The organism is Rodentibacter rarus (assembly GCF_001998965.1).
Lineage (GTDB): Bacteria > Pseudomonadota > Gammaproteobacteria > Enterobacterales > Pasteurellaceae > Rodentibacter > Rodentibacter rarus.
The window spans coordinates 1-21,629 of sequence record NZ_MLHJ01000009.1 but is presented as its reverse complement, the minus strand read 5'-3'; the positions used below and the strand labels follow the sequence as shown (position 1 = coordinate 21,629).

The window sequence follows — 21,629 nt, the reverse complement described above, 5'->3', positions numbered from 1 at the left end:
AAAACATATGCTCGCATTATTTAAACAATTTTCAGAAAAACGTTCCACTTGGTTCTTGCTGGCTTTTTCAAGTTTAGCCTTAGAATTGACCGCACTTTATTTCCAATACGGTATGGGATTGCAACCCTGTGTGCTTTGTGTGTATGAACGTCTGGCAATGAGTGGTTTATTTTTGGCGGGTATCATTGGCTTTCTTGCCCCCCGCTCACTAATCGTTCGTTTAATCTCGCTCGCATTAGGTTTATTTAGCGGCATAAAAGGTTTGATAATAGCCATTCGTCACCTTGATCTCCAAATGAACCCAGCCCCATGGAAACAATGCGAATTTCTCCCTAATTTTCCGGAAACCCTCCCTTTCCATCAGTGGTTTCCAAGTATTTTCAACCCAACGGGCACTTGTGATAACAGCCAATGGTCGTTATTTGGCATCACCATGGTGCAATGGCTTGTGGCAATCTTTGCTGTCTATGTGATTGTGCTTGTAGTGATACTCATCGCCCAGGTGAAGAAAACCCGCAGACAAAGACGGTTGTTTAATTAAAAGAATAAGGTTTTCTTAAAAGTGAATGCGATTGGGTAGGCAAAGGTATTTTAGCGATTTTATTGAATTTATAGGTAGTTACAGTTATGCATGGCACATTGACGCACAATTACGTCATTAGTTTAACCACCGCCGAAAAACGGCGCCAACATATTGAAAATGAATTTGGCAAACAAAATATCCCTTTTTCATTTTTCGATGCGGTGACCCCTTCAAATATTGAGGAAGTGGCAAAAAAACTCAATATTATTCTTGACCGCTCCCCCAAAGCCCTTTTAAGCGATACGGAAATTGGTTGTGCGTTAAGCCATATTTTCCTTTGGCACTTTATGCTGGAAAATCAATTAGATTACATTAATATTTTTGAAGACGATATTCACCTAGGGGAAAATGCAAAGGAATTATTAGAAATTGACTATCTACCCGGTGATACGGATGTTTTAAAATTAGAAGCAAATGGAAGAATTTTTGGTGGAGAACCAAGTAAAGTAAAATGCAACCGTGAAATTATCCCCTTAACCTTTAAACAATCAGGAGCAGCAGGCTATACGCTCACTCCCAAAGGGGCAAAATATTTACTCAGCAAGGTACAAAATAAGCAACTGACACTTCCCGCCGATGATATTCTTTTTGTGACATTTTTAAACCAAAAAGATTATAACGTGGTGCAACTTTTACCCGGCATCTGTGTACAAGATTTTATTATAAATCCTAACCCTTTTGAAAGTAGTCTCTCAGCAGGAAGGGCGCAAGTGAGCCATAACCAAATAAAATCTTCACCTTTGGAGAAAATCAAAAAAGAGTGGATAAGGGTAAAAAGACGATTTTTTGGCAAACCTGTTCCTTTTAAATAACAACCCGCACGTAAAACGTGCGGTTTTTAGGCTACCCTATAAGAACCGAGGCTTCGTCCCCCTATAAAGGTAGGTGAAAAACTGACAACCGCACAATAACTCTATGACTTCCCCTTTTTCTTTTATAAACTATCTGAAATCACATCTCCTTTTTCTTGATTCCTAATATATTCTTCTACCTTTTATTGAGACCTACTGTACTTACATAATCCTCCTACGCCCAAAAATTCCGATTTCCATACTCATATTTTAAATTCACATGTCTTTCGAATCATCGGTGATGACTTTCTTTTCTAATAGCCCATAAAACTTGATACTACCAATTTCGGAGGAATCTCGACCAACAGATGGATATACTCTTTCACCGCATAAGTTTCTAGGATTTTTTACATTTTTGTAAGTTCATAACTTTCCTTAAAACACCGCCTATATCGACTCTCAATTTTCCATAAATTGCTTTTCTTCTATACGCATAGCATATGGTTTTATAGCTGGATGTTGTCTGGTTATAATTAAAAGCAGAGCATTGGCTCTGCTTTTCTATTAGGGAACTATTGGGAAATATTATCAGCGGTAAGGTCGCTGATTTCTTGATAGGTTGTGAGAATGATGGGGTGTTTTCGACTTTAAACGAAATGGTTTAGGTAAATTTAATAGCGAAGTTGAATCATATCGGCTTACGGGAATTGAATGACCAATATATTCTTCAATCGCAGGTAAATTCATTGCATATTCTTCACAAGCAAAGCTAATCGATACGCCACTTTCTCCCGCACGACCCGTGCGCCCAATACGATGGACATAATCTTCCCGATCATCAGGCAAATCATAGTTAAACACATGGGTTACATCCGAGATGTGTAAACCTCGTGCGGCAACATCGGTAGCGACTAAGATATCTAATTGTCCCTCAGTAAATTGTTTCAATAAGGAAAGACGTTTTTTCTGTGCAATATCGCCGGTGAGTAATCCTACTCGGTGTCCGTCTGCAGCGAGATAACCCCAAATTTCTTCACAGCGGTGTTTAGTATTGGCAAATACGATGCAACGATCCGGCCATTCTTCTTCAAGTAATGTCAGTAGTAATGCCATTTTGTCGTGATTTGAGGGATAAAATAATTCTTCTTTAATTCGATGTCCGGTTTTTTGTTCCGGTTCGATTTCAATATATTCCGGATCATTCATATCCTCAAAAGCAAGTTCGCGCACTTTGTATGAAAGGGTGGCTGAAAAAAGCATAGTGAGGCGATGTTGTGGAGAAGGACATTTGCGCAGCAGATAACGAATATCACGAATAAAACCAAGATCAAACATCCGATCTGCCTCATCTAATACCACGACTTGAATCTGATTCAGAGAAATGACACCTTGTTTTACATAATCAATAATGCGTCCGGTTGTACCGATGAGAATATCAACACCCTGCTCAATGGCGTGTAGTTGTTTGTCATACCCCTCGCCTCCATAAGCAAGTGCGGTCTTTAATCCACTCATTTTTGATAAGGTATCTGCATCATTGTGAATTTGCACTGCAAGTTCACGGGTTGGGGCAAGAATTAAGGCTCGTGGTTGGTCATAACGAATACTCTCTTTGGGGTTATTGAGTAAATGATGAAAGGTGGCTGTTAAAAAAGCGAGAGTTTTACCCGTACCGGTTTGCGCTTGTCCGGCAACATCTCTGCCATTTAATGTGATTGGCAATGAAAGTGCTTGGATAGGTGTGCAGTACTCAAAGTGCTTACTTTGTAATGCTTTTAATACGACAGGATGTAAAGGAAGATCTGAAAATCGTTTCCGGCTTAAGTGATTTTGTGTCATAGAAGTCATCTTTTTGAAAAAATTGCCCTAGGATAGCACGAATGGAAAGATTCCCCAATGAATATACTTATCCCAAAACGGTTTTCCAGCTCCTAATGTGATGAATTCGTTCTTAAATGAAAGAAAAAAGCCTACTTAATTAAGTAGGCAATTCTTTTTATGCACATTGACTTAGCATCAATACTTACTGGAAAGGCTTGATTAACCCATACCGTATTTTTTCAATTTTTTGCGTAAAGTACCACGATTGATACCAAGCATATTAGCTGCACGGGTTTGGTTACCACGAGTATATTGCATAACCATATCCAACATAGGGTGTTCAACTTCCGATAATACTAATTCGTAAAGATCATTCACATCTTGACCATCTAATTGTGATAAATAATTACGTAATGCTTGTTTAACAGAATCACGTAATGGTTTGTTGGTTACTTGTGATTGAGCGTTTAATACTGAAACGGTTAACGCTTCAGACGGACTACGTTGTTGTTCTAACATTTCTCTCTATCCAAAATTGAATTTAAAAACTCTTCTAAAACAATCAGTTGTTCTTTCGAATCACTAATGGTGTTAAAAGTCTGTCTAAAAACGGAATTGGGTTGAATTCCCTGTAAATACCAAGCAACGTGCTTGCGTGCAATGCGATAACCTTTTTGCTCACCATAGAATTGATGCAATTCTTGAATATGACGCAAAATTTGACCGCACTTTTCACGTAAACTTGGTGTTTGAATTATCGAATCATACTCAACGAAGTTATCCACCGCTTGAAAAAGCCAAGGATTACCGAGTGCGGCACGACCGATCATAATTGCATCAGCACCTGTATAATCAAGCACTGCTTTTGCTTTTTCAGCAGAATCAATATCGCCATTTGCAATTACAGGAATTGAAATTGCGTGTTTGACTGCTCGAATATTGTCGTATTCTGCTTCACCTTCAAAGAGACATTCTCTCGTCCGCCCATGAATCGTTAAAGCCTGAATACCGGATTGTTCGGCAATTTTACCGATTTGTATACAATTTCGATTGGATTTATCCCAGCCGGTGCGAATTTTCAACGTAACCGGTACATTAACGGCATTGACTACTTCCCGCAGGATATTTTCCACTAACTCAGGATATTGCAACAAGGCTGAGCCTGCGAGTTTGCGATTGACCTTTTTAGCAGGACATCCCATATTGATGTCGATAATTTCCGCACCGTATTCCACATTAACGGCAGCGGCTTGTGCCATTTCTAACGGATCGGAACCTGCAATTTGCACAGCGTTAATGCCTAAATCATCACTATGTGCTAAACGTAGTTTAGATTTTTCCGTATGCCAAACTTGCGGATTGGCGGACATCATTTCGGAAAATGTCAGCCCTGCCCCATAATGCGCACAAAGACGGCGGAAGGGCTTATCGGTAATGCCTGCCATAGGCGCAAGTAAAACACGATTTCTTAACTGGTATGAACCGATTCGCATTTTACTTTTACCACCTAAGTCAAGCCTAAATCCATTACTGCCGCCATTATTATCAAATAGGGGCGACAACCGACAAGGCGTGCTATGATACGCATTTTGCCCTAGTTTGCAAAGTGAAATTTGTTCAAAAAATACACTTTTTTTGATTGACAAAGCGCATTCTACATAGTACTAGCACGGCGTTAATGGAGGCTCAACCGTTTATTTATTATTTTGTGATACCCACTGACTAAATTTTTTTCTATAAAACCTAATACAACAGCACTTACATAAGAAACCACTAATAAATTGAGTAAAATTAATACCGAATATTTCGGTGAATAGATAAAGTTACCTGCAAAATGATAGCAATAAAAAGAATGTACAAGCCAAATTATCTGACATTTTCGCCCGAGTTCGACAAATACAATTTTAATAAACTTAGGCATAATCTCACTCGTGAGTTTTAAAATATAGATAAATAATGGCGTAAAAAATAACATTTCTTCAATATTAAATGTGTTGTATCCCCAAATAAGCACAATAAGGGAAAGCATAAATAATCCTAGTTTATAAATAATTTTATTCGGTTGATATATGGCGAGTTTTTGTTGATAAATACCACAAATAAAACCAATAACATAGGCTGTTTGCCACCATAAAAACGCCCCTATTATGTATTGGCTTGCAGGCAAGTTATGAATAATAATAGATAAAATAAATAAGATGAGCGCATTATTACGTAATGCATTCATTAAAGGCGTGACGGCGACCATTAATACATAGGGAAATAAGAACCACCATTCACCATTATAATTAGAATAGAAACCTAAAATATTAAATAGAATATGTTTAATATCCAAAGCAGAAACGACTCTGTCAACATTAAAATAGATATCTAAGGGAATATATATGACAAATATAAGTAGGGTAGTTCGATAAATTTTAATTATTTTGTCTAAATAGTATCCTTTATCTCGTCTTTTAGATAAAGCGTATCCATATCCACTGATAAATAGGAATATGGCAACGCAATATTTACCCCATAGTCCCAAATGCGTTTCAAGGCTATTATTTCCAAATAACCAAATAATTTCAGCTGATTGAGGAATACGATCGGCAAAAGGAAAAAGATGATGAATCAACATCAGGATAATAGCAAAACCTTTAATATAAAGATTGCTCTTGAGTGAGAAATGTTAAAATTGGCTTGGCTTGGCTTGGCTTGGCTTGGCTTGGCTTGGCTTGGCTTGGCTTGGCTTGGCTTGGCTTGGCTTGGCATTATTATGCTTCCTCGGAATAAAATCCACAGAATCTTAAACTAAAGATTCTGTGTAACTACTTGCTACTTGAGTATCCCCGTAATTCGACACCATTCGTCTTGTATAGCGATTGGCGCTAAAGTAAAAGTTTGTGCATAAGCTTCACAAACCGATGAGGCTTGGCTTTCTAAAATACCGGATAAGCCTAAATTACCGTTTTCTTTAACAAGTTGACTAATCACAGGATAAAGTTCTTTTAATGGGCCGGCAAGAATATTGGCAACGACAACATCAGCTTTTAAATTTTCCGGTTTTTCATCAGATAAAAATAACTGTAAACGATCCGCCACACCATTTTGTTCCGCATTGTTACGGCTAGCAAGAATGGCTTGTGGATCGATGTCAATGCCAACCGCACTTTTTGCCCCGAGTTTTAATGCGGCAATAGCTAAAATGCCGGAACCACAGCCGAAATCGATCACCGTTTTACCGGTTAAATCTAAACCATCCAGCCATTCTAGGCAAAGTGCGGTTGTCGGGTGCGTGCCTGTTCCAAAGGCGAGACCGGGGTCAAGCATCACATTGACGGCATTTTTATCAGGCACTTCGCGCCAGCTTGGGCAAATCCATAAACGTTGCCCAAATTGCATTGGGTGGAAATTATCCATCCATTCCCGCTCCCAATCTTTGTCTTCAATTTGTTCGACTTTGTAAGCGGTATGCTCATCTAAATGCCCCGCTTGTTTCAGTAAATCGACAATTTCTGCCATATTGGTTTGTGCATCAAATAAGGCAATCACATCGGTATTGCCCCAAAGGCGGGTTTCACCGGGTAAGGGTTCAAAAATAGGGGTATCCTGGCTGTCCATAAAAGTGACAGATACCGAACCGATTTCTTCTAGGAAATCACTGATTTTTTCTGCTTTTTCATTGGTGCTATTCAGGCGAATTTGAATCCAAGCCATATTTTTTTCCTCTGTGTTATTGAGTAAATACGGCGTGCATTATACCGATTTTTTCAATAATTTTGGCAGTAAGGTTGAGCCCAAGGTGGCAAACATAATCATTGCGATGCCAAGTGCGGTGGAAAATGAGAGGGTTTCCCCTAGTAAAACTACGGCAAATAAAATACCGAATAAGGGCTCAAGGGAAACCAAAATGCCGGAAAGGTTGGCATTCACCATATTTAACCCTTTATTCCATAGCCAATAGGCAAGCCAACTGCAACCGATAGCGAGATAAAATAACCCGATAATGCCATATCTATTTAGGTTAACTTCCCAATTTTCAGTCAATAGTAAGGTGAACGGTAAGGTGGTTATTGTCCCTAATACAATAGTTGCTGAAGTGTAGGCTTGCGTGGAAATTTTTGCGATGACGGATTGTGTCCAACGTAATACACAGGCAAAAATAATTCCGGCAGATAACACTAATAAGCAGCCGAATAGGCTAATTTCATTAATTCCTTCATTGTGTTGTCCGCCATTGATCATCACTGCCACCCCGAAAAAGGCGAAAGCACCGAAAAGCCAATGAAACCATTTTGCCTTGTCTTTAAAAAAGAAATGCCCTACAAACACAACGAGTAAAGGTTCCAACCCAATCATCGTAACGGCACTGGAGGCGGAGGTATATTTCAACCCGATAAATTGGAGCAAGAAAACCGCCGTATAATTAAAAAAGGCGAGCCACCACAGTTGTTTTCTCATCCCTTTATCAATTTTCTTCCAACGACGTAGAAAAAGAGGAAAAACAAAAATCATTGCAATGATTAACCGCACTTGCACCACGAGGACTGGATCCATCATCGAATAAGTGAATTTGGCGGCAATTAATGAGCTGCTCCAAAGCAGCAGAGCGATAATTTGATAGAGCATTCTTTTTTATTTCTTTGTAAGAATACACTGTATCCTGTCGTAACCTATTGAAAAATTTGATTTTATTTTGGAAACGCACAGTGTATCCCGAGCACATAATACCAGCAAATTCCTAAAGTGCGGTGATTTTTTTCGCTGTTTTTTCAATACGGCTCTCGCCCCATTTGTTTCCCACCAGAAATGCAATCAAACCAAATGTTAATGCCGGTACGATTTGATGGAAACCGAGGAGTTTCATACCGAGTTGTGTGAGTAAAATATAGCTGCTTAAGCCAACGATCATTGAGCTTAATGCGCCGTAAGCATTAGCTTTATCCCAATAAATTCCCAACACAATGACCCATAAGAACGCTGCTTCCAGTCCGCCAAAGGCGAATAAGTTTAGCCAAATGATCATCTCCGGTGGATTGAGGGCGGCCAAAATTAAAAGTGCGGTCAAAATCAGCGTGATTATTGACGAGAAAGCGCTGATTTTTTTCTCGTTTTTTACGGCATTTGGTTTGGCGGAAAGATATAAATCTTTGACGAAAATCGAAGAAGATTGAATAAGCTGTGCATCAATGGTCGACATAATAGCGGACATGGGGGCGGCTAAGAAAATACCTGCCACAATAGGCGGAAGCACTTGCAACATTAAGGTTGGGATAACCTGATCCGCAATGGTTAAATCCGGAATAATCGCACGCCCTAATGCCCCGGCTAAATGCATACCGAACATAACTAAAGAAAGTACGATAGTGCCGATGAACATACCACGGTGCAACGCTTTGCTGTCTTTGAATGCCATGGCTCGCACCGCTGTGTGAGGTAATCCCACAACACCGAAACAAACCAACACCCAAAAGGACGCCATAAACTGAAAACCGAGCATATCGTTTGGACCGTAAGGGCTGACCAATGCGGGATCAATTTCCGTTAATTTATTGACCGCACTTTCCACGCCGCCAAGGGCATAAATTGTACCGCCAAGTAAAATCATCGTGCCAATAATCATCACCGTCCCTTGAATGGTATCGGTGAGTACCACCGCACGAAAACCACCAATAAACGTATAAATGCCCACGGTAAAGGCAAACAGTAAAAGCGCCTGCGTGTAAGAAATCCCAATGGTCGTTTCAAGCAATCGAGCCCCACCGATAAATTGTACCGTCATTGCGGCGAAGAATGCGAGTAATAACGCGAGGCTTGAAAGCCAAACAAGGTATTTGTTTTTATAGCGATAAAGAAACAGATCATTGAGGGTGAGGGCATTAGTTTCTCGTGAGAGCAGCGCAAATTTTTTGCCTAATACGCCTAAGGCAAGCCACACTGCCGGCACCTGGATCATGGCTAACAATACCCAACCCAATCCATATTTATAGGCTGCACCGGGCCCACCCACAAAGGAACTTGCACTGGCATAGGTGGACGCCGTTGTCATCGCAAGGACAAAACCTGTCATTGAATGATTGCCCACATAATATTCCGTTAAAAAATCCCCTTTGGTTCGTTTCACATAAGCATAGATCGCGGCACCAAACACAAAAGCAAGATAGATGATCAAAGGAAGAATAATACCAAGATTCATTATTTATCCTCCTTTTCATTGATTTCTAGCGGCATATCCTGATAGACGATTTTTATCACCCAGTAACCGATGACAATAAATAAAATAGGTAAATAAAGACAGGAAAGTTCAAACCAAAGGGGAAAACCAATAGGCCCTTGCGTTTCTTTCGGTAAGTAAGCACATAAGCACCAGCCAATTACGTATAAGACGGTGAGCCCTAATGCCCATCTTGCTTCCTTAGTCGCTTGCTTGTATCGTTGTGTGAGTGTCATAAGCAATATCTCCTTAAAATGTTTTGCTCATTTCTAAATAAAGTCGGTTTTTATCATAACGATAAAAAGGGTGATTGCTACTTATTTTTTGGTAAGACCACTTGAGTTTTGGCGTAATACCCCAAAAATAAACATCACGATGCCATAAGGTGACGGAAGTAAAATATTCATCATTTTTCTGACGGATTTGAAAGAAATCAATATCTTTATAAGTCCGTCTCGCATAAGCAAGGTTGACTCGGCTCGAAATGCCGAACGGCCATTCCTGTCCCCAGCCTAAACGAATATTTTTACGTTGGTAAGCATTATCACGATCTCTTGTATTCTCACGGTTGTAATCTATGCCCGCTAGCCAATACTGCCCGCTTTTTGGAATATAAAATAGGGTGTTTGACCACAGATAATTATTACCATTGAGATGCTTTCGCCAATCATAACGTTGTTCTCCATACTCAAGTGCGGTCGAAATTTGCCATTTTTCATTTAACCAATAATTTATCTCTAATCGTGCACCGGAATTTTTCGCATAGTGTTTTAATGCATCACTGCCTGATGAGCCACCGCCATACCAACGTTTTTCTGTAAAAGGGCTGAGAGAGGTATCAAAACGTGCCGTTTGATAGCCCAGCCCGGCAGCTATGCGAAAAGTGAATTCATTGTATTTTTTGTTATTCCAAAAATATTGCCCTTGACCTTCAAATTGTAGTTTCGTGTAGAGATTATTTGCCCAAGACCACTTTTTCTCGGCATTTAAATAATAGGAAAATCCCTGCGCACTTTCTTTTTCCCAAGCACGCCAATTGCCGATTTTTGTGCCGGCTTTGGGCGCATTATTGATGTTTGATTCATTTAAATAGCTCACCCCCCCATTCACTTTCCATTGGTTTCGTTTGTTTAAAGCAGAGAGATATTCATCAATCACAGCCACCATTTCAGGAGAAATATTTTCGGCACGCAGTTTTTGGAATTGGTCTTTTGCTGCTTCATTGTCATTATTTAGAAAGAGTACTTGGGCTAGTTGATAACGCAATGGAAGAATATCGGAATGTTGGCTAAAAAGCGAACGATAACGTTGTACTGCTTGCCCAGTATCACCCTGTCGGCGGGCGTAAATTGCTTTCGCCCATTCAAATAGTACAGGATCTTTTTCAGGCAAATTTTGATAAAGCGGTAGCAATAATTCCACCACTTCGCCGTTGTTTTGCAACACTGCCGGAACCATTCCTCGAACGATTAAATCAGGATATTGAGCTAATTGTTCTTTGGTTACTGAAAGGGTCGATTTTTCTTCTTTTGCGACATTTGGTACTTGTTCGTTGAGTTTTGGTGCGGCGACCTGAAGGCGATCATGGGTTAAGTCATTTTTCGATTGTGCTATTTCAGCTTGCACAACGGCAGAAAATACGACCCCCAATAGCAAGGCTAATAAAGTTTTCGTCAATTTCATTTTGTATTATATCAAGATAGAAATAAAGCAAGCGCAATGCTTGCTTTATTAAATGATCGTAAGGAGGAAAAATTATTTTTTTTGCGCACCATACACACCAAGGTAGGTTTCTTTAGGATTGATGTAACTACCTGTTAGTTCACCTGCATTATCACCGTAGAAGCGACCCTCTGTTATCGTCCCCGCTGAACTTTCACCGAAGAATTGATTACCATCGATGTCAGCGGAAATATCAATAACGTTATTACTCTTAGTGGTTAAGTGACCTGATAAGGTTTTATCTGAGAAGTTAGCCGTAAATTTAGCTTTTGTTTGAACAAAATCATCAATGATGCCCTTGTCTGTACTAGAGTAAGTATGAACGCCAATACCTTCATAAGTCGCAGATCCGGAGGTTGGCATATTGTTTGTCAGGTTTACACCGTAAGCGACCAAATATTGATTTTGCAAGTCTTTATCGGCGACAAAACCCAAACGAGTAGTTTGACCTCCACCCACATAACGAAATTTCGTTGCATCAATAATCGTTGAAATTGAATCATAGACATTCAGTGGTATAAGTGTAATAGATTTACCTTCAACATTAATCACATTGAGATTATCTTCAGAAGATGCTGTCACAAATAATTCTTGAACATTACCCTCCGCTTTAGGAATTAAGTATCCTGCAGGTCGCTTATCCACCGAATGAGCAGGCGCCTCTACCCGTGTTAATGATTGTACAGGCTTAGATGGTTGTGGTTCAGTAGAATTGGCGTTTTGATCGTTTTTTTCGTCCGGTTGTGGCTTCGTTGTGGGTGGGGTCGCTTCAGGATTTACTACGTCCGGTTGTTGCGCCGGTTGTGAAGGCTCTACGTTTGATTGATTAGGTTGTGCCGGTTGTGAAGGTTCAACGTTTGATTGATTCGGCTGCGTTGGCGTTATTGGTTGCGGATCTCTGTTACTTCCTCCCCCACTACTTCCACAAGCTGAAATCATTAATGCGGCGAGTGTTGTTAAACTAAATTTAACTAATGTCTTTTTTATTCGTGTCATAAAGGCTCCTTACTTAATTGTTAATCATTGGCAAATCGGCAACCAGTATAGCCTAATGAATCACCTTTGTTAAGCAAATAACCTTCTTTAGATTTAAAATCCTTTATAAAGTAAAAGAGCGGTCAGAAATCCACAAGATTTTTTTCGGTATTATGCAGCAGTTTCACAACGTTGCTTTTTTGTTATCTTGTAGGGGCACACTACGTGTGTCCCTACGTTCTATTAAAATTTCTATTTTTGTGCATTTGCGACATAATATCGGTTTTTTGACCGCGCTTTTTTCGTTCATAATGGCGATTATTTTACACGGGAAACATATTCGCCTGAACGGGTATCGACTTTAATCACTTCACCGATTTGGACAAACAGAGGCACTTTGACTACCGCACCGGTACTGAGGGTTGCCGGTTTACCGCCGGTACCTGCCGTGTCGCCTTTTAAGCCAGGGTCGGTATCGACAATTTCTAATTCAACAAAGTTGGGTGGTGTCACGGTGATAGGTGAACCATTCCATAAGGTAACGATACAATCTGCCTGGTCTAACAACCATTTTTCTGCATCACCCACGGCTTTGGCATCAGCAGAATATTGTTCGAAAGTTTCCGGATGCATAAAATACCAGAACGCTTCGTCTTTGTATGAATAGGTTAAGTTGAGATCCATCACATCAGCGGCTTCAACGGAGGTTCCGGATTTGAAGTTCACATCCAACACTTTACCTGAAATAAGTTTACGAATACGGGTTCGGGTAAATGCTTGACCTTTTCCCGGTTTAACAAATTCATTTTCAATGATCACGCAAGGCTCGCCGTCTTGCATAAATTTTAGACCCGGTTTGAAATCACTGGTAGTATATGTAGCCATATTAAATATCCTAAAAATAGAAATGGTTTGAAAAGTGCGTATTTTAACTCAAGACCCCACCATTAGAGAAGAACAAAATTGGCTCCCTATTCTAAAAAATGCCATTTCCGACCCTCGTTTATTACTCCGTCAATTAAATTTACCAGAACAGGATTTTGCGCCTTCATTCAATGCCCGTAAACTTTTCGCCCTTCGGGTACCTCAACCTTTTGTGGATAAAATGGAAAAAGGTAACCCTCGGGATCCCCTTTTCCTACAGGTGATGTGTTCGGATTTGGAATTTGTGCAAGCGGAGGGATTTTCGCCTGATCCCCTCGAAGAACAAGAGACCAATGCGGTTCCCAATATTTTGCATAAATATCAAAACCGCCTTTTATTTATGGTGAAGGGAGGCTGTGCCGTCAATTGTCGCTATTGTTTCCGCCGCCATTTTCCCTATGATGAAAACCCAAGCAATAAAAAAAGCTGGCAACAAGCATTGGATTACATCGCTGAACATCACGAAATTGAAGAGGTGATTTTCTCCGGTGGCGATCCCTTAATGGCAAAAGATCAAGAATTAGCCTGGTTGATAAAACGTTTGGAAAATCTACCGCACTTACAACGTCTGCGTATCCACACCCGTTTACCGATTGTCATCCCCCAACGTATTACCGATACGCTTTGTCGCCTTTTAGCGGAAAGCCCTTTGCAAACGGTGATGGTGACCCATATTAATCACCCCAATGAAATTGATGATCTTTTAGCCGAGGCGATGAAAAAACTCCGCTATGCCGGGGTCACACTCCTTAATCAATCGGTGTTACTAAAAGGCGTTAATGATGATGCGCAACTGTTAAAAAAACTCAGTGATCAATTATTTCACATCGGGATTTTACCTTATTACCTGCATTTGCTGGACAAAGTGCAAGGGGCAAGCCATTTTTTTATCCGTGATGAACAGGCGCATTCAATTTATAAAACATTGCAATCCCTCACTTCCGGTTATTTAGTCCCCAAATTAGCCCGAGAGATCGCAGGTCAACCAAATAAAACTTTATACGCAAAATAAGATCCGATAAAATGTGCGGGATTTTTTCATCGCACTTTGTAGCGGGTGAGATTAAAAAAATAATTATTATTAAATGAGGCAATCTGTGAATTCTATGAATAACAATCAACCCAATGATAACAAGTCACAAAACGAACTTGATCTTGGATTAAGCCAAGATGATTCAATTACACCACGCAAACCAATCCAATCAAGAGAATCATTATTTAACAAAGCAAAAGGATTATTTGGGCGTAAAGATCAGCCAGAAACCCAATTTCATCTGCGTAAAGAACCGACATTTGGTGAAAGCACGCAAGAAACCATGCCACCAACCCAGTCTATTTTTACTGTAGAAAAAGAAGAAAAAGAGGGCGCTGACAATACAGCGCAAAACCTAGAATCTACGCTTGAACCTGTTATTAAAGCAGTGGAAACCACAGTGGAAGAAACCCAGGAAACGGTCGCTTCTGTCACAGAACAGGCGAAAGAGACCTTATCAGCCGGTGCGACTGCCGCAGTAACGGCATTGAAACGACCTGAAAAATGGAAAATATTACAACGTTTACCGGAAAAGCACCGCCGTCTTTTTATTGCGATTTTGGCGTTAGTGTTGCTGTTAATCCTCTTTTTCGCCTTAAAGCCGAGTTCCGATACCGTGGAATCTTTTGAGCTACAAAACAGCAATGAAATTCCGGTGCAATTCCAATCCTTAGATCAATCACAACCCATTGAAACCACGGTGTTAGATAATATTCCTGCGCCACAAGAAACGCCCCCGGTTGCCGACCTACAAACACAGGCTGAATCCAATGTCTCAGTGGAACCGAGCATAGGCGATACACAAAAAGAAACGCCAAAACCGCAGGGAACGGTTGTCGCTACGCCTTCTGTGCAGTCTGAGGTCAGCCCTGTTGCTTCGGTTAGTCCACAACCGGCTAAACAGGTTGAAGCTCATCGTGAAACGGTCAGCCGTGAAATTGCTAAACCGGTTACGCAACAACCTAAAGTTGTCGAAAAAACCGCAGTGAAACCACCGGTTCAAACGAAACCGGCTCAAGCGAAAACCGAACCGGCACGACAAGCGCCGGTGAAAGAAGTCAAACCTGTCGAGAAAAAAGCCGTAGGGAAAAATGAACGCAAAGTGCAAATTGTTGAAGCAAAACCTGCAACAAATACGGTGAAAACAAGTGTCTCCGGTGGGACAAGCAAAACCTTAACCGTACCTCAAGGCGTTTCTTTAATGCAGGTGTTCCGTGATAACAAGTTGAATATTTCCGATGTGAATGCGATGACCAAAGCGAACGGAGCAGGTAATGCGCTGAGCAGTTTTAAACCGGGCGATAAAGTTCAAGTTTCCCTGAATGGGCAAGGACGTGTCAGTGAGCTGCGCTTATCTAACGGTGCGAAATTTGTGCGTCAGGCTGATGGTTCGTATCAATTCAGAAAATAATTTTTAGGGCGAATGTTCGCCCTTTTTGTTTCCTTTCGGTGGAGGATTATGCTAAAGAAAACATTATTTATTTCAACCGCACTTGTACTTGGCAGTTGCACTCAAAATACCCTATTAAATGACCCACCTCCACAAAAAATGATAGTACAGAAGGTTGATAAAACCTCACAAGTGGGTTCGGCGAGATTATATCGGTGTAAAGATGATAAGGAAGTTCGTGTTGTGCACGGCACACAAAAACGAAACAAGAAAATGTTGAAACAAGTCTCCATCACTTTTAATCAAGTTACGGAAAAATTGACGTTAATGATTTCCGAACGGGGCAATAACTACGGTAATATCCGTTGGACCTGGCTCGAACGCAATGATTTTAGTACCCTAAAAACGAGTGTCGGTGAAATTTTAGCAGAGCAATGTCTGTTGAAATCAACCGTTTCATCAACGAGCAAATAATCGGTGTTAAATGAACTTCAACGCGGTTTTGTTTTACACCGCCGCCCTTATAGCGAAACCAGTTTATTAGTCGATCTCTTCACAGAAGAAAGCGGTCGCCTTACTGTGATGGCAAAAGGGGCACGAGCAAAACGCTCAACGTGGAAATCCGTTTTACAGCCCTTCACGCCCCTTTTATTACGCTGGACAGGCAAAAGCGGGCTGAAAACCCTCACCAAAGCAGAACCAGCGGCGATGAGTTTACCCTTACAACAAACCGCACTTTATAGTGGGTTTTATGTGAATGAATTGCTCACTCGAGTGATAGAGCCGGAAACGGCCAATCCCCAATTATTCCAACATTACCTAAAATGTTTAACCCGTTTAGCAACCGAAGCCAATGTCGAACCTTGCTTACGTTTATTTGAATTTAATTTACTTCAAATTCTTGGTTATGGTGTCGATTTTTTACATTGCGCAGGTTCCGGTCAACCGGTGGATCCGACCATGACTTACCGTTACCGTGAGGAAAAAGGCTTTATTGCCTCTTTGGTGAAAGATAATCTCACTTTTTACGGACGGGATCTGATAGCCTTTGCTGCGCTTGATTTTTCCGATGAGGCTGTACGTCAAGCAGCTAAGCGTTTTACACGTCAAGCACTCAAACCCTACCTCGGTGATAAACCGTTAAAAAGCCGAGAATTATTCACTCAAAATATTTTATTTTTAAAATAATGGCACTGCGTTATATCCCACAGAAAAAATTCAATCCGCCACAAAAGATCACGGCAAAAATTATTGAGCTGGATTACCAAGGTTTAGGTGTGGCAAAAATTAACGGTAAAACTTGGTTTATCGAAAATGCGTTACCTCAAGAAAAAGTGGAAGCGTTCGTCATCGAAGAAAAACGTCAATATGGGCGGGCTATGGCGAAAAAATGGCTGGAGAAAAGCCCCCATAGGGTTTTGTCGCCTTGCTCTTATTATGAATGTTGTGGCGGTTGTCAAGCCCAACATATCCCCATCGAAATGCAACGTGACGCCAAACAGTCTGCCTTGTTCAAACGCTTGGCAAAACTTCAGCAAGAACCCATTGATTTCCAACCGATGATTTGTAGTGAGCCTTGGCAATATCGCCGGCGGGTGCGTTTAAGTTTAAAATTTAATCCGAAAACCAAGCGCATTGATATGGGGTTCCGTCAGAAAAATTCTCATGATCTGCTCCCTGTGAAACGCTGTGAAGTGGTCGAACCGGCTATCAATAATTTGCTGCTAAAATTAACCGCACTTTTCGTTGGTTATTCTATGCCAAAACAACTCGGACATATTGAATTGGTTACGGCAGATAACGGTGTGGCGATGTTGTTACGCTATGTGGGAAATCTCGCTGAAATTGACCGCACTTTGCTCATCAATTTTGCCAAGCAAGAAAATATCATGCTTTTTCTACAAAGTGATGAGGGGGTAGAACAACTTTATGGCGAGCCTCCCTATTACCAATTTAGTGAGGGCATAACACTTCATTTTGATATCCAAGATTTTATTCAGGTTAATCGCAGGTTAAATGAAGCGATGGTGCAAATTGCCCTAGATTGGCTTGAGCTTCAGCCGACCGATCATGTTTTAGATTTATTTTGCGGAATGGGAAATTTCACCCTTCCTCTTGCAACACGGGTAAAAAGTGCAGTAGGTATTGAAGGCGTTTTTGAAATGACGAAAAAAGCAAAACAAAACGCACAACGAAATAAAATCAATAATATTGAATTTTTTCAAGCCAATCTTGACCAATCTTTTGTTGGGCAGGTTTGGGCAAATCAGCCTTTTAATAAGATTTTGCTTGATCCGCCAAGAAGTGGCGCTGCCTTTGCCTTAAACGCATTAAGCGAGCTAAAGGCAGAAAAAATCCTTTATGTTTCATGCAATCCGGCGACATTAGTGCGTGATGCGGAAATATTGCGTGGGTTTGGCTACAAAATTGAAAAAAGCGCCGTGGTTGATATGTTCCCTCATACGGGGCATTTGGAATCTATGACGTTATTTTCTACAAAATAAGTAGGTTATTCTGTTACAATGACAGAGCTAAAATGGAGTGACAGGATGTCGCTCTTTTCTTCATCAACAAGGGGGGATTATGGTTGCTGTTCGTGGATCACATTTGTTAAATCCAAAAGATTTTGTGATTGAACCATGGTGTGCGGCGTTAAAACTGACAGAACAAACGGAAAAGCGTCTGATTGAGGCATGGTACTATGTGCGCAATTTGATGGATTCTCACCCTGATGAAATGAAAAATGCCACATTGACACGCCAATCCGGTGTCGAAATGGTGGAAATTTTGTATGAGCTGAATATGGATGCCGAAAGCCTGATTACGGCGATGCTTTTCCCCATCGTGGCAAACCGGCTGGTGGATTGGGAAGTTTTGAAGGAAGATTTTGGCACAGAAATCACCAAATTACTGCGGGGAGTGGAAGAGATGGATAATATCCGTCAACTTAACGCAAGCCATTCTGCCAATGCCTTACAAGTGGATAATGTGCGCCGTATGCTCCTTGCCATGGTCGATGATTTCCGCTGTGTGATTATTAAACTTGCCGAACGCATTACCTTTCTGAGAGATGCTGAAAATCGCTGTTCCGAAGAAGAAAAAGTGCTCGCCGCCAAAGAATGTTCCAATATTTATGCGCCGCTGGCGAATCGTTTGGGTATCGGGCAGCTCAAGTGGGAGTTGGAAGATTACTGTTTCCGCTATTTGCACCCCGAACAATACCGTGCTATTGCCAAATTATTACAGGAGCGCCGACTCGACCGTGAACATTACATCGCCGATTTTGTTAGCGAATTGAGCGGTTATTTGCGAGAAAGTATTGAACGGGTGGAGGTGTATGGTCGCCCAAAACACATTTACAGCATTTGGCGCAAAATGCAGAAAAAACACTTAGAATTTAGCGAGCTTTACGATGTAAGAGCGGTCAGAATTATCGTACAAAAATTGCAAGATTGTTATACCGCATTAGGCATCGTCCATACCCATTTCAAACATTTACCCAAAGAATTTGACGATTATGTCGCCAATCCAAAACCAAACGGCTATCAATCCATTCATACTGTTGTGTTAGGAAAAGGCGGTAAACCCATTGAAGTGCAGATCCGTACCCAGCAAATGCACGATGATGCAGAACTCGGGGTGGCAGCCCATTGGAAATATAAAGAAGGTACCACAGGTAGCTTATCCGCTTATGAAGAAAAAATTGCTTGGTTGCGTAAATTATTAGCATGGCAGGATGATATTACCGATTCCGGTGAAGTGATGGCGGAATTGCGTAGCCAAGTTTTTGATGATCGGGTCTATGTGTTTACGCCAAAAGGCGAGGTGGTCGATTTACCTGCCGGCTCAACGCCACTTGATTTTGCTTATGCTATTCATAGTGAAATCGGTCATCGTTGTATTGGCGCAAAAGTGGGAGGACGTATTGTTCCTTTCACCTACCAATTGCAAATGGGCGATCAAATCGATATCATCACCCAAAAAAATCCCAACCCAAGTCGGGATTGGCTCAATCCGAATTTAGGTTTTACCCACACCGCAAAATCCCGCTCAAAAATTCAAGCTTGGTTTAAAAAACAAGATCGTGATAAAAATGTGCCGGCAGGAAAGGAATTGCTGGATAACGAACTTGCCCGTCTAAATCTGAATATCAAGCAAGTCGAGCCTTATGCGCTGCCTCGTTATAACCTCAAAAACCTCGAGGATCTTTATGCGGGAATTGGCAGTGGTGATATTCGTTTAAATCATTTGATAAACTTTTTACAAAGTAAACTGATTAAAGTAAGTGCCGAGCAAGCGGACCAAGAAGTTCTTCGTCATGTAGCCAATAAAAGTGCGGTCAATTCTCAGCAAAAAAATGCAGAAAAAAACGGCAGTGTGATTGTAGAAGGCGTGGGCAATTTAATGCATCATATTGCCCGTTGCTGCCAGCCTATTCCCGGGGATGCCATTGTGGGATATATCACAATGGGACGAGGCATTTCTATTCATCGTAGTGATTGTGAACAATTTTTAGAATTGCAAGCAGCCCATCCGGAACGGGTGGTGGAATCCCTTTGGGGTGAAAATTATGCCCGAGGCTTCCATATCAATATTCGTATTATCGCCAGTGACAGAAACGGATTATTGCGAGATATCACCACTGTTCTAGCGAATGAAAAAATCAGTGTGTTAGGGGTAGCGAGCCGGGCGGATACCAAAAAACAACTGGCAACCATTGATATGGAAATTGAACTTCACAATGTAGAAAGTTTAAGCAAGATCTTAGCAAGACTTGCCAAATTAGATGATGTGATTGAAGCAAAACGTTTATAGGTAAATTTATGTACAAAACAACGGGATTAACCCATTTAATCAATTCAACAAAATATTCCCTCCAAGGTTTGAAAAGCGCCTTTAAAAATGAAACGGCTTTTCGCCACGAATGTTTTCTTGCGGCTATTTTAATTCCACTCGCTTTCTTTCTAGGGGAAACGAAACTTGAAATCGCCTTAATGATTTCATCGGTTTTACTGGTCATGGCGGTGGAATTATTAAACAGTGCCGTTGAAGCGGTGGTGGATCGCATCGGCACCGAACGCCACGAACTTTCCGGCAGAGCCAAAGATCAAGGCTCTGCCGCCGTCTTTATCGCACTTTGCATTGTTGGCGTAGTATGGGGGAGTATTCTCTTCTTCTAAAGTGCGGTCAATTTTTAAAAAGATTTCGGCTTATGTTTGGACATAAGCCGTTTTTTATTGTGCCAATGCTAGACAGTGATTAATTCAACATTGAGCTCTTTAATGGCGTGTTGTACCGATTCAACCAGATTTTTGTCACAAATAATGCAATCAAACCTTGTCAAAGGGCAAATATGGAAGGTTGCCACTTTGCCATATTTTGAGGAGTCCGAGACTAAAATTCTTTGATTGCTGGCATCAAGCAAGGCTTTTTTTACCGGTAATTTGTTTTCGTCAGGGGTGGTTAAGCCTTTCAATGTCCACGATGAAGTAGAAACAAAGGCAATATCAATAGAAAGCTGTCGGAGGAATTGACCGGCAAGTTCGCCAACGGAAGAATGATTCAATTTATTCACGCTCCCACCGATATGAATCAATTCGCATTGCCCATTCGTCATAAGAAAATGAGCAATAGAAAAATCGTTTGTCACCACTAAGAGATCATTACGCTCAATTAAACGGTAAGCAATTTCTAATGTGGTAGTGCCGGCATCAAGATAAATGGTGGTATTGGTTGGAATTTGTTGTGTGGCAAATTTGCCAATTTGTTCTTTTTGAGCACGAAAGAGAAGAGATTTATCTTGGTGAGTTGGCTCAAAAGATAAATGCTCTTGCATTTTTACTCCACCCGATATGGAAACCACTTTTCCCATTTCTTCTAATTTTTGAATATCCCGGCGAATAGTCATATGGGAAACATTCAGCGATTCGGCAAGTTGTATAATGCTTACCATACCTTTTTGACTGATTAAATTGAGTAATAATTTTTGGCGTTCTGCAGGAATCATAAAAGTCCCCTCTAAAATTTTCTTCATTATATCGTTTTTCTCTCAACGTTTGTTTTCTTTATTTTTAACAAAAAATAACACAAATGTTAAAGCTTGTGATCTTGTTCACGTTTTTTTATTTTTAGCTGTGGCAGAATGCTCCACATAGATCAATTAACCTTACCTAGGATGTTAATGATCATGCAAA

General features: G+C 40.8%; 21 protein-coding genes and 1 pseudogene. 9 read left to right on the top strand and 13 right to left on the bottom strand.

The annotated features are described in order from the left end of the window. Nucleotides 1-7 precede the first annotated feature (7 nt). Both dsbB and BKK50_RS01155 read left to right on the top strand, forming a co-directional pair. Nucleotides 8-541, top strand: coding sequence for a disulfide bond formation protein DsbB (gene dsbB, locus BKK50_RS01160; RefSeq protein ID WP_077414535.1), 534 nt, complete (start codon nt 8-10; stop codon nt 539-541). Nucleotides 542-627: 86 nt separating this feature from the next. Beyond that, complete coding sequence (locus tag BKK50_RS01155) at nt 628-1,395, top strand: glycosyltransferase family 25 protein (RefSeq protein ID WP_077414533.1); 768 nt, start codon at nt 628-630, stop codon at nt 1,393-1,395. 122 nt (nt 1,396-1,517) lie between these two features. Here the strand turns inward: BKK50_RS01155 and tnpA are convergent. The 12 genes and pseudogenes from tnpA to efp form a co-directional block, all read right to left on the bottom strand. Further along, a pseudogene (gene tnpA / locus BKK50_RS12730) lies at nt 1,518-1,960 on the bottom strand (IS200/IS605 family transposase). A 2-nt stretch (nt 1,961-1,962) separates the two neighbouring features. After that, nucleotides 1,963-3,213, bottom strand: coding sequence for an ATP-dependent RNA helicase RhlB (gene rhlB / locus BKK50_RS01145; RefSeq protein ID WP_077414531.1), 1,251 nt, complete (start codon nt 3,211-3,213; stop codon nt 1,963-1,965). 201 nt (nt 3,214-3,414) lie between these two features. Then, complete coding sequence (gene fis, locus BKK50_RS01140; RefSeq protein WP_077414529.1) at nt 3,415-3,714, bottom strand: DNA-binding transcriptional regulator Fis; 300 nt, start codon at nt 3,712-3,714, stop codon at nt 3,415-3,417. Continuing rightward, the gene (gene dusB / locus BKK50_RS01135; protein ID WP_077414527.1) at nt 3,708-4,688 is read right to left on the bottom strand and encodes a tRNA dihydrouridine synthase DusB; all 981 of its coding nucleotides are present in this window, start codon (nt 4,686-4,688) and stop codon (nt 3,708-3,710) included. The genes fis and dusB overlap by 7 nt, the downstream gene beginning before the upstream one ends. Before the next feature lie 182 nt (nt 4,689-4,870). Then, a complete protein-coding gene (locus BKK50_RS01130) occupies nt 4,871-5,815 on the bottom strand; it encodes an acyltransferase family protein (protein WP_077414525.1) in 945 nt (314 codons plus the stop codon). A 197-nt stretch (nt 5,816-6,012) separates the two neighbouring features. Then, a complete protein-coding gene (gene prmA, locus BKK50_RS01125; RefSeq protein WP_077414523.1) occupies nt 6,013-6,894 on the bottom strand; it encodes a 50S ribosomal protein L11 methyltransferase in 882 nt (293 codons plus the stop codon). 39 nt (nt 6,895-6,933) lie between these two features. Beyond that, nucleotides 6,934-7,806, bottom strand: coding sequence for a DMT family transporter (locus BKK50_RS01120; protein WP_077414521.1), 873 nt, complete (start codon nt 7,804-7,806; stop codon nt 6,934-6,936). A gap of 112 nt (nt 7,807-7,918) precedes the next feature. After that, nucleotides 7,919-9,373, bottom strand: coding sequence for a sodium/pantothenate symporter (gene panF / locus BKK50_RS01115; RefSeq protein ID WP_077414520.1), 1,455 nt, complete (start codon nt 9,371-9,373; stop codon nt 7,919-7,921). Then, nucleotides 9,373-9,627 carry a YhdT family protein gene (locus tag BKK50_RS01110; RefSeq protein WP_077414518.1) on the bottom strand — a complete coding sequence of 85 codons (255 nt, stop codon included), beginning with the start codon at nt 9,625-9,627 and terminating at the stop codon, nt 9,373-9,375. Before BKK50_RS01110 ends, panF begins: the two co-directional genes overlap by 1 nt. A gap of 13 nt (nt 9,628-9,640) precedes the next feature. Continuing rightward, nucleotides 9,641-11,074, bottom strand: a complete 1,434-nt coding sequence (locus BKK50_RS01105; protein WP_077414516.1) for a surface lipoprotein assembly modifier — start codon at nt 11,072-11,074, stop codon at nt 9,641-9,643. 72 nt (nt 11,075-11,146) lie between these two features. Next, nucleotides 11,147-12,109, bottom strand: coding sequence for a transferrin-binding protein-like solute binding protein (locus tag BKK50_RS01100; protein ID WP_077414514.1), 963 nt, complete (start codon nt 12,107-12,109; stop codon nt 11,147-11,149). Nucleotides 12,110-12,406: 297 nt separating this feature from the next. Beyond that, nucleotides 12,407-12,973: an elongation factor P gene (efp, locus tag BKK50_RS01095; protein ID WP_059368513.1), complete on the bottom strand. Its 567-nt coding sequence runs from the start codon at nt 12,971-12,973 to the stop codon at nt 12,407-12,409. A 34-nt stretch (nt 12,974-13,007) separates the two neighbouring features. Here efp and epmB point away from each other — a divergent pair, with 34 nt between their 5' ends. The 7 genes from epmB (at nt 13,008) to BKK50_RS01060 (ending at nt 20,615) form a co-directional block, all read left to right on the top strand. Continuing rightward, a complete protein-coding gene (epmB, locus tag BKK50_RS01090; RefSeq protein WP_077414512.1) occupies nt 13,008-14,024 on the top strand; it encodes an EF-P beta-lysylation protein EpmB in 1,017 nt (338 codons plus the stop codon). 94 nt (nt 14,025-14,118) lie between these two features. Continuing rightward, a complete protein-coding gene (oapA, locus tag BKK50_RS01085) occupies nt 14,119-15,456 on the top strand; it encodes an opacity-associated protein OapA (protein WP_077414510.1) in 1,338 nt (445 codons plus the stop codon). A 48-nt stretch (nt 15,457-15,504) separates the two neighbouring features. Then, nucleotides 15,505-15,909 (top strand): MliC family protein, encoded by a 405-nt coding sequence (locus tag BKK50_RS01080; protein WP_077414508.1) that lies wholly within the window; start codon nt 15,505-15,507, stop codon nt 15,907-15,909. Between the two features lie 3 nt (nt 15,910-15,912). Continuing rightward, nucleotides 15,913-16,623, top strand: coding sequence for a DNA repair protein RecO (gene recO, locus BKK50_RS01075; protein WP_077414506.1), 711 nt, complete (start codon nt 15,913-15,915; stop codon nt 16,621-16,623). Next, nucleotides 16,623-17,939, top strand: a complete 1,317-nt coding sequence (gene rlmD / locus BKK50_RS01070; RefSeq protein ID WP_077414504.1) for a 23S rRNA (uracil(1939)-C(5))-methyltransferase RlmD — start codon at nt 16,623-16,625, stop codon at nt 17,937-17,939. The genes recO and rlmD overlap by 1 nt, the downstream gene beginning before the upstream one ends. A 79-nt stretch (nt 17,940-18,018) precedes the next feature. After that, on the top strand, nt 18,019-20,250 hold the full coding sequence (gene relA / locus BKK50_RS01065) for a GTP diphosphokinase (RefSeq protein WP_077414502.1): 2,232 nt from the start codon (nt 18,019-18,021) through the stop codon (nt 20,248-20,250). 8 nt (nt 20,251-20,258) lie between these two features. Continuing rightward, complete coding sequence (locus BKK50_RS01060) at nt 20,259-20,615, top strand: diacylglycerol kinase (RefSeq protein ID WP_077414500.1); 357 nt, start codon at nt 20,259-20,261, stop codon at nt 20,613-20,615. A 68-nt stretch (nt 20,616-20,683) separates the two neighbouring features. Here BKK50_RS01060 and BKK50_RS01055 read toward each other — a convergent pair whose 3' ends face one another. Next, nucleotides 20,684-21,442 (bottom strand): DeoR/GlpR family DNA-binding transcription regulator, encoded by a 759-nt coding sequence (locus BKK50_RS01055; protein WP_077414498.1) that lies wholly within the window; start codon nt 21,440-21,442, stop codon nt 20,684-20,686. Nucleotides 21,443-21,629: the final 187 nt, after the last annotated feature.